This window comes from Neobacillus drentensis, assembly GCF_036965425.1.
Classification (GTDB): domain Bacteria; phylum Bacillota; class Bacilli; order Bacillales; family Cytobacillaceae; genus Neobacillus; species Neobacillus drentensis_F.
The window spans coordinates 6,362-14,160 of the sequence record NZ_JBALPP010000134.1 but is presented as its reverse complement, the minus strand read 5'-3'; the positions used below and the strand labels follow the sequence as shown (position 1 = coordinate 14,160).

8 protein-coding genes are annotated in these 7,799 nt (G+C 38.4%); 2 read left to right on the top strand and 6 right to left on the bottom strand.

What is annotated here, in order from left to right; genetic code table 11:
* Nucleotides 1-402, bottom strand: a 402-nt coding sequence (locus tag V7161_RS26340) for a hypothetical protein (protein ID WP_335715768.1), incomplete at its 3' end; no start/stop codon positions are given.
* Between the two features lie 173 nt (nt 403-575).
* Between V7161_RS26340 and V7161_RS26335 the strand changes: the two genes are divergently transcribed.
* Nucleotides 576-1,106 carry a YceI family protein gene (locus tag V7161_RS26335; protein ID WP_335715767.1) on the top strand — a complete coding sequence of 177 codons (531 nt, stop codon included), beginning with the start codon at nt 576-578 and terminating at the stop codon, nt 1,104-1,106.
* A gap of 54 nt (nt 1,107-1,160) precedes the next feature.
* On the opposite strand, the gene V7161_RS26330 is transcribed toward V7161_RS26335, so the two are convergent.
* Complete coding sequence (locus V7161_RS26330) at nt 1,161-2,102, bottom strand: ATP-grasp domain-containing protein (protein ID WP_335715766.1); 942 nt, start codon at nt 2,100-2,102, stop codon at nt 1,161-1,163.
* Nucleotides 2,103-2,336: 234 nt separating this feature from the next.
* On the opposite strand from V7161_RS26330, the gene V7161_RS26325 reads away from it, so the two are divergent.
* Entirely contained in the window at nt 2,337-4,742 is a 2,406-nt protein-coding gene (locus tag V7161_RS26325; protein WP_335715765.1) for an immune inhibitor A domain-containing protein, read from the top strand.
* 53 nt (nt 4,743-4,795) lie between these two features.
* Here the strand turns inward: V7161_RS26325 and V7161_RS26320 are convergent, their stop codons facing one another.
* From V7161_RS26320 to V7161_RS26305, 4 genes are all read right to left on the bottom strand, one after another.
* Nucleotides 4,796-5,284 (bottom strand): L,D-transpeptidase family protein, encoded by a 489-nt coding sequence (locus tag V7161_RS26320; RefSeq protein ID WP_335715764.1) that lies wholly within the window; start codon nt 5,282-5,284, stop codon nt 4,796-4,798.
* Nucleotides 5,285-5,343: 59 nt separating this feature from the next.
* Complete coding sequence (locus V7161_RS26315) at nt 5,344-6,846, bottom strand: aminotransferase class V-fold PLP-dependent enzyme (protein WP_335715763.1); 1,503 nt, start codon at nt 6,844-6,846, stop codon at nt 5,344-5,346.
* 112 nt (nt 6,847-6,958) lie between these two features.
* Complete coding sequence (locus V7161_RS26310; protein ID WP_223595528.1) at nt 6,959-7,306, bottom strand: hypothetical protein; 348 nt, start codon at nt 7,304-7,306, stop codon at nt 6,959-6,961.
* A 153-nt stretch (nt 7,307-7,459) separates the two neighbouring features.
* A partial coding sequence (locus V7161_RS26305) for a DUF2935 domain-containing protein (RefSeq protein ID WP_335715762.1) occupies nt 7,460-7,799 on the bottom strand: 340 nt, incomplete at its 5' end.

Below are 7,799 nucleotides of genomic sequence, written 5' to 3'. Positions count from 1 at the left end.
TAATGTGTAGATTGTTCTCCAGCCTGATAGTTTAAAAACTCCCAGCCATAAAAATATTTTTTCTACTAAATAAAAATAAAGTCCTGCAGCTACTTTTGTTCCCCAGCCTGATTTAATTCCTGTTAAAAAAACAGCCGTAAATGGCACATAGATAGCTTGAGATAAAAAACCACCCAAAATATTATCAAAGAGTTTTTTTTGAAGAATTTTCGGTTTATAGGAATATGCCTTCAATAAATTAAAGACAAAGTACTCGAATAAATACGAAAAACCCATATTAGCTAACAACAAAACAAATATCTTTTTTCGATTTCTGTTCTTATGCACCGCAACAATTAGAAGGAATGTATGTATTAGAAAAAGGATGAAAAAAGGCATACGATTTCGATTCAAGCTTCTCAAAAATACAACACCACCTTATAAACCATTATTTATTAGTATTTGTCATGATTGAAAAAAAATTATAAAAAATCAATTGACAACAAGATGTCCAACACCATATAATTTATTTTGAATTAAGTTATTTCAAATTCAAGATAAATTATTTCAAAACAAAAAAAGGGAGAGATTTTTCCATGACTAAATCAAAATGGGCACTAGATGCTGCACACAGCAGTGTAGATTTTTCGGTTCGACACATGATGATTGCAAACGTAAAAGGTTCTTTCAACAGCTTTAACGCAACAATTGAAGCAGATCCAACTGATTTGACAACTGCATCAATCGAATTTGCTATTGAAACAGCTAGTGTTGACACTCGTAACCAAGATCGTGATGGACACTTAGTTTCTGCTGATTTCTTCGATGCTGCAAATCACCCTAACATGACTTTCAAAGCTACTAGTATTGAAAAAACAGATGATGGCGAATATAATGTGACTGGTGATTTAACTCTTCGTGGAGTAACAAAGCAAGAAACTTTCGCTGTTACATTCGAAGGCACAGGAAAGGATCCATGGGGAAATGAAAAGGCTGGCTTCAGTGCAACAGGTAACATCAACCGTTCTGACTATGGCCTGGTTTGGAATGCTGCACTTGAAACCGGCGGCGTACTTGTTGGTGATAAAGTAAAAATCAACCTGCAAATTCAAGCTGCTAAAGCTTAAATCTAGAATAAAAATAGAGGCAGTTCCAATTGGAACTACCTCTTTCCTATTGTTTTAGTCCTCAGCTAGTAGATTTAACTCACACTTTAAAAACTTGGCCAGCTCTAACATGCCAAATTTACCGGCTATTTCTTCTGCATCTGAATTATAGTTTGTATTTGTATTGATATCATAGGTGAATATTTCACCAGCTGAATTACGAATAAATTCAATTCCAGCGACATTAATGTGGTTAGCAGAGAGAATCTGTTCGTATTTATTAATAATTGGGTCATTAAATCCTTCTATGATTTGGAATTTAGGCTTTTCCACACTAGCTCCTGCAGGACAAAATAAATCGCCAATTTGACAGGCATCTGCTGGACATAATTGAAAGCCCTCTGAAGTATCTACCTTTACTGCATAAATAAATTTTCCGCCAATGAATTCGCAGCGGGTAATAAAACTTTCCGGTGCTTGGATATATTCTTGAATTAAGGTAATCCCATCAACTGGTTCCTCAAATGAAGGACCTTCAACATAGCTCCGTAAAGCATCAATTGAATGAAATAATTGGACACCAAGTCCTTTTCCAGCACGGTTGTGTTTGGTAATAAAAGGTGTTCCAGCAAATTCTGCTGCCGCCTCTACTATTTGTCCTTTGCCAACAGCTGCAATGGTCCGTGGGGTTTTGATGCCATGTTTAGATAACTCAAGGTATTGTATAACCTTGCTTACCTCTAACTGGAGTGCACGGGTCCCATTAAAAACTTTTCTCCCATGGGACTCAAGCCAGGCAAGGACCTGTGCTGTAAATTCCGGTGCAAAGCGGTGTCCTCTTGTATGAGAAGAGGCACTCATCCGATTATAAAAAACCCCTTCTGGTGGTTCTTTGGATAGATCCAGCCTTCCTTGATCTAGATGCCATTCTTCATATGGGACTTTTAATTCATCTAAGCGCTTCGTTAAATGAAAGGTCCATTCACTATTTTCGTGGATGATATAAACTTTTTTCATCGAAAAGTCTCCTCTTTTGCGGTTCATTAATATGCTAGTTTTATTGTAAATTTCTCTTGTCGTTTTGTGAAGATATTATTGGAATGTAGTTAAAATATCCCATCAAAAACTAAGTCAATATCCCTAATTGTTATTTGAATTTACTGTAAATTAGAGTAATTTATCCCTATTGTTTTGTTTCAATTTTCGAAATATTATTAATAGGCACTCTATTTTTTGTAAGGGGGAATATTATTGAAAAAGCTATTAAAAACAGGACTTACAACAGCCGTTATCGCCGGTACTCTATTTTCTGGTTTTCCTGGAAACTATGTAAAAACGTCGGCTGAAGTCCTACACCCAAGTCAGTCTTCTTTCTCGCAATCTCATTCTTATGGTTCACTAGACTTATCAGTAGTGAATGAAGACAAATTACTAGATTCCCTAATTAAACGCGGTGTTATTTCCAAAACAGCTTCATCTGCTGAGCAGCAAAAGGCCCTACATAGTTACCTAGAGTTAAAAGGGAAAGAAAATAAAGTAACAACATCTGATCCTTTAGCTGCTAAAGTTAAAGCTGGGGATGCAGAAAAGGCGCGTAGGTTTAAAGAATACAATAATGGAATGATGAAAGGTAATGGTAACAAAACCGGTCAAAATGTTAAGGAAGAAAAATCGCCGGGAATCCAAAAACAAGGAAAACTATTAACTTTAACAGTTGAGTATTCTGATTTAGATCATGGAACACTTACACCAGCAGATACTGACAACTATTATCCTAATTATGATCTTCAACACTATGAAGATATGATTTTTGGGGATAAAGGTGAATATAAAGGACCAAATGGTGAAGATCAAATTTCTCAAAAGGAATATTATTTAGAGCAATCTGGAGGCACATATACCATTGAAGGAAAAGCCTACGGTTGGTTAAAGTTGCCTCATACCGCTGAATACTATGGTAAAGATGACCCAGAGGGAGGTCATGATAATTTCCCTGGACAAGGTGTTTCACAATTAATTATCGACACACTTGAGGCTGCTAAAGCTGCAAACATCCCATTAGGTGACTATGATTTAGAAGATCCACATGATTTAGATGGCGACGGGAACTTCTGGGAGCCAGATGGTTTAGTTGATCACCTTCAAATTATTCACGCTGGAATGGGTCAAGAAGCAGGCGGTGGAAAACAAGGCGATAAAGCAATTTGGTCACACCGTTCTGCGGTATTCTACGATCCAGATGGACGCCTGAATCCAGATAAAACACCAAAAGGTTTACCAGGATTCTACGACTATACTATCATGCCTGAAGATGGTGCTACTGGCGTATTCGCTCATGAATATGGCCATGACTTAGGTCTTCCAGACGAATATGATACAATCTATTCTGGTGCTGATGAACCGATTGGGTATTGGTCCATTATGTCCGCGGGTTCATGGGCTGGAAAAATCCCTGGTGCTGAACCAACAGGCTTCTCTCCATGGGCAAAGCAGTACTTCCAATCCACATTAGGTGGAAAGTGGACAAATCCTACAGTTGTAAACTGGGAGGATGTTAACACAAAAGGAACACAATTTTTACTTGATCAAGCAAATTCCCCGCTTGGTAAGAATAATCAAGCTGTACGTGTCAACCTGCCAACCAAAGTAACTGAGATTAACAAGCCAACCGGCAGCTACGAATATTGGGGTGGACAAGCAGATGAAACCGATACAAATATGGTAACTGATGTTAATTTAACTGGAAAAACTTCAGCTACTCTAACATTCGATGCTTGGTATGATATTGAACCAAAGTGGGACTTCGCCTTTGTTCAAGTATCCACTGACAATGGCGCACATTGGACGTCTTTAGGTAATGCAAATACTCGTTCTGATGTTGTAGCACAAGGCTATCCAACCATTAAAGATTCTATGCCTGGTTTAACTGGAAGCACCAATGGTGAATGGCAAAAACAAACTTTTGATTTATCAGCTTATTCAGGTCAACAAATCAAGCTTCGCCTTCGCTATGCAACTGACTGGGGCAGCTCCTATGCTGGCTTCTATGCTGATAACATTAAAGTTGTTGCAGATGGTACTACTTTAGTTGATGACGGCGGCGAAAACGCTACTCCACTATTTACATTAAATGGCTTTACTAAAGAAGATGGAAATAAGTACAGCGATCACTATTATTTACTAGAATGGCGTAATCAACAAGGCGTGGACCAAGGTCTTGCTCACCTTAAACGCGGAAGCTCATTAATGAGCTATGATGGCGGCTTAGTCGTTTGGTATGTAGACGATAGCTACACAGATAACTGGACAGGTGTTCACCCTGGAAATGGCTTCTTGGGAGTAGTAGATTCCCATCTTAGCCAAGACTTAGAGTGGCTCCTAGCTAACGGAAAAACTGCTGAAGCTAGCACTCGTTTCCATATTGCGGACGCAGCTTTTGGTTTAAATCCTACTTCTGGAATAAGCCTAAATTATCCAGGTGTACAAACATTAAATGCTCCAAGTCAGCCTGCGGTCTCTTTATTTGATGATAGCAAATCATTCAATAATAAATTCCAGGATGATGCAGGACGTGATATCCCGCATTATGGTCTAAAAGTTCGTGTAAACGGACAAGCTAAAGACAAGTCTGTTGGATCCATCGTAATCTATAAATAAAAAATTTTAGGCCCACCTTCCTCTTAATCGAAGGTGGGCCTTTTATCTAAAATTTAGGGGCTAATTACAACCCTAGTTCCGTTCGGTACCATATCCGCCAGCTGCAAAACATCCCGATTGTACATTCTTACACATCCATGGGAAACGGCTTTGCCGATTGAACTTGGATCATTGGTACCGTGTATCCCATATCCCTGTTTAGAAAGGGACATCCATAAAACTCCAAACGGTCCTCCAGGATTGTACTGTCGATTCACAATGACAAATTCTCCTGTTGGAGTATTGGTCAGCATCTTCCCCACTGCAATTGGAAAAATTCTCACTAATCTCCCATTATTATATAATACAAGGTTTCTCTTCCCTACTGAAATATGGATAGAAAAAGGGATCGTACTCGGCTCAGGCAAACCGGGAATTTGAATTTTTTGTCCTGCATGCAAATGCCCTATCCCGGGATTTGCAGCATAAAGCCGCCTGAGGCTAACCCGATAATTAGCGGATATGATAGGTAATGTTTCACCAGCTTTTACTGTATGAATCATCCCATACCACCCCCTTTTTTTGATTAGCATATGAAAAGCCGCTTGCCTGTGATACCTTCCTATTCAAAGCGGAATAATGGCGACATATCCTCTCTTATATGGTTAATATAAAAATAATCATTGCTCGCAGGATCATATACATAGTCTCTTTTCCAGTCAGAAATGTTGCTGACTATTTCCGCCATTGCGTTAACAAACATTGATATCTCTTCATTTGTCATTATGGGATGTAAGGAAAAGCGAACCCAGCCAGGTTTAGTGGACATATCACCCAGACTTATTTGGTCGGTAATTTGCTTTGATGTATTTTCATCAATGTTATAAAGGTAATGCCCATAAGTTCCAGCGCACGAACAGCCTCCCCTTACTTGAATGCCAAATCGATCATTAAGTAAACGGACAATTAAATTGTAGTGGATATTTTCCACATAAAAAGACACGATGCCCAGGCGATTCTTGATGTGACCGTCTAATATGTGTAGGGTTGGAATCTCCTCTAATTGTGATAGCAAAAGAGCAAGCTGTTCTTTTTCTCTTCTTAAGATATTAGGAACTCCCATTTGTTTTTTCAAATTCAAGCAAAGAGCGATTCGAATGGCCTGAAGTATGCCCGGTGTACCTCCATCTTCACGCAGTTCAATGTCATCATAATATTTATGATTGCCCCATGGATTTGTCCATGTCACTGTTCCGCCTCCTGGATGATCGGGTACCTTATTTTTATATAATCCAGAATCAAAGACTAATACTCCGCTTGTTCCAGGTCCTCCTAAAAATTTGTGAGGTGAGAAAAAAATAGCATCTAGCTTTTCCAACGGATCTTTAGGATGCATATCGATCTTGATATATGGGGCAGATGCGGCAAAGTCCACACAACAAATCCCGCCATGTTGATGCATCATTTTTGCTAATTGATGATAAGGAGTTTGGATTCCAGATACATTGGAACAGGCAGTAAAAGAACCGATTTTAATTCGGCGGTGTTTGTATCGAGAGAGTTGAAGTTCCAATTGATGAACATCCACTCCTCCTTCCTGATCGGGTGGTATGATTACTACCTCTCCCAAGGTCTCGAGCCATGAGGTTTGATTCGAATGGTGCTCCATATGAGTCAGAAAAATAACCGGTCTATCTTCTTCTGGAATCTGCAGGTGATTCTTCCACGGTTCTGGCACCCTGATACCTATGAGCCTTTGGAATTTGTTGATGACTGATGTCATCCCAAAGCCATCCAAGATGACAGCGTCATTCATATCGGCATTAACATGTTCCTTAATAATCCTTCTTGATTGCTTATAAATTTCAGTCATCATTAGACTGGTAATATTGGATTCTGTGTGTGTATTGGCCATATATGGTCCAAATACTTCAGAAATTTTTTGTTCAATTGGTCTATACAAACGTCCACTGGCTGTCCAGTCGGCATAAATAATTTTCTTTTTGCCATAGGGCGATTCAAACTCTTGATTCATCCCTATCACTTGTTTTCGAAACGATTGAAAATACTCCTCGAGGTTATCCGGGATTTGATAAGTATTACTTCCAATTTTTGCTGTTATCATATATTGACACCTCGCTATTCCATCCTGCTAATTAATATATGCAAATCCCTTTTGGTATGGTTCATGCCAAATTAAAAGGAGGCCGTCCCTTAAAGGATGCCTCCTAATCCAATTAATAAGTTGTAATCTTAGCTGATTCTTTCTTGGTTACTTCTTCAATTTTTTGAATAAACATTTGGAAAACTCTTCGTTTTTCTTCGAGATCTTTTATGTATTCCTTCAGCTGGTTATAGCTTTCTTCAAAAGGTTTATGATACATTTGGCGAATTTTCTCAATAATTTCCTCATTAACTGTCGATTGAATAACTTGTTTGGTAATCCCATATTTATATGAATACACCTTTAATTCCTGGGCCACCTCATCATATTCAGACGCAATTTCATCAAGAACGAGTGAAATATCATCCTTCCACTCTTCTAGTGATTTCTGCAAATAAGATTTAACCATTGTCTCTTCCATATAAAAACACCCGCCCTACTAGAGTCTTTGTTCTATTATAGCTGTGATAGTTTACACGGAAGTTTCGTACAGATTACAATGCTTTGTCATTATCGGGATATTCATATAATTAATAGGAAGAACTGAGCAGCCGTAGATGCTCAGTTTCTCTATTTAGCTAAAAGATGGTTTTCTTAAGGAGCAATGTGTGCTTTCTAAATGAAGTTCTGGTGCAAATTCCGCTAATTTTTTAATAAAGTAGCAAGTTTCCGGAAAGTGGTGTTCTAAAAATCTTAGTGTTGTTTTATTTAATAGTTTACTGCCTCTATATTTTTCCACAATTGATCTGACGTACAGATTCATTTCAATAACGATTCTTCCTACTTCTAATGCAAGCTCTTTCTGACGAGGGAAACCCTGCTCCGTAAATCTAAGAAATCCCTTTACATGATGATTTTGGAGAATAAACATTTGAAACCTTTGGGCATACACATCTGACTGCCTATCGACGGCC

Coding starts and splice junctions, on each gene's coding strand:
- V7161_RS26320 (WP_335715764.1), bottom strand. CDS start 5,284: ATGATTCATACAGTAAAAGCTGGTGAAACATTACCTATCATATCCGCT.
- V7161_RS26315 (WP_335715763.1), bottom strand. CDS start 6,846: ATGATAACAGCAAAAATTGGAAGTAATACTTATCAAATCCCGGATAAC.
- V7161_RS26330 (WP_335715766.1), bottom strand. CDS start 2,102: ATGAAAAAAGTTTATATCATCCACGAAAATAGTGAATGGACCTTTCAT.
- V7161_RS26335 (WP_335715767.1), top strand. CDS start 576: ATGACTAAATCAAAATGGGCACTAGATGCTGCACACAGCAGTGTAGAT.
- V7161_RS26310 (WP_223595528.1), bottom strand. CDS start 7,306: ATGGAAGAGACAATGGTTAAATCTTATTTGCAGAAATCACTAGAAGAG.